Origin of the sequence: Deinococcus pimensis DSM 21231, from assembly GCF_000519345.1 — a bacterium.
GTDB classification, from domain to species: domain Bacteria; phylum Deinococcota; class Deinococci; order Deinococcales; family Deinococcaceae; genus Deinococcus_A; species Deinococcus_A pimensis.
Window position 1 is genome coordinate 44,508 of record NZ_KI912670.1, and the last position, 847, is coordinate 45,354.

The 847-nt window shown below is 73.0% G+C and carries 2 protein-coding genes; both read right to left on the reverse strand.

What is annotated here, in order from left to right; all coding sequences use genetic code 11:
* Positions 1-522 (reverse strand): alpha/beta fold hydrolase (locus tag DEIPI_RS32750; protein WP_169737159.1); only part of this gene is annotated, 522 nt, incomplete at its 3' end.
* Between the two features lie 137 nt (positions 523-659).
* Positions 660-847, reverse strand: a 188-nt coding sequence (locus tag DEIPI_RS32755) for a hypothetical protein (protein ID WP_045234736.1), incomplete at its 5' end; no start/stop codon positions are given.

The following is an 847-nucleotide window of genomic DNA, read 5'->3' on the forward strand; positions in this document are numbered from 1 at the left end:
CAGGGTCGCGGCACCCGAGACGCCGTGCAGCATGTCCTTGACGGCGCCGCGCCAGTGGACGCTGCCGCCCACGAGGGCGTAGAACCCGTCGAGGGCGGCGCGGTCCCAGCCGCCCGTGTAACCCTGATCGTCGAGGTAGCGCGGGCTCCCCCCCACGAAGACGAGCGCGTCGAACCGCTCCGGCCGAGCGAGGGACGCCATGAGGCCCGTCATCGCGCTCATGGACGCCCCGACGAGGGTCACGCGGCGCAGGTCGAGCTCGTCGAGGAGGTCCACCATGTCGGCGGCGTACCCTTCGAGGGTGGCGTGCCGCGCGCGGCTCCACAGGTCCGCGTGCGCGGCCCCGAAGCCCGCCAGGTCGTAGGTGACGATCCGGTACTCGTCCGAGAACGCCTCGACCTGCCGCGCGAAGACGTCGCTGGTGGAGCAGAAGCCGTGCGCGAACAGCAGCGTGCGTTCGCCGCGTCCGTGGACGCGCACGTTGGACCGGGCGGCGAGGGAGACGAGGGAGAGTTCGGCCACTGTGTACCTCCGCGCGGGCCCGGGTCCGGATGGAACCACGCGGGAGGGTTCCCGAGGCGGTCTCCGGTGGGGCGTGGCCCGCGTGTGTTCCTCCAGCTTACGTCAAGGAGCCGTGAGGAGCGCCGTTCACGTGGTCTTCACGGGGACGACGCGGAGGACCCGAAGGACGCGACGAGGACGCGCGTGGCGCCCACGTCCACCTCCCAGGTGCTGGTGCCGCGCGCGCCGTTCACCCGGCCGGGCAGCACGTGCGTGTCCACGCCCGGCTTGGTCGCGGCGAAGGCCAGCAGGCCCGCCACGTCCACGGGCGTGAGGGTGGAGCGGA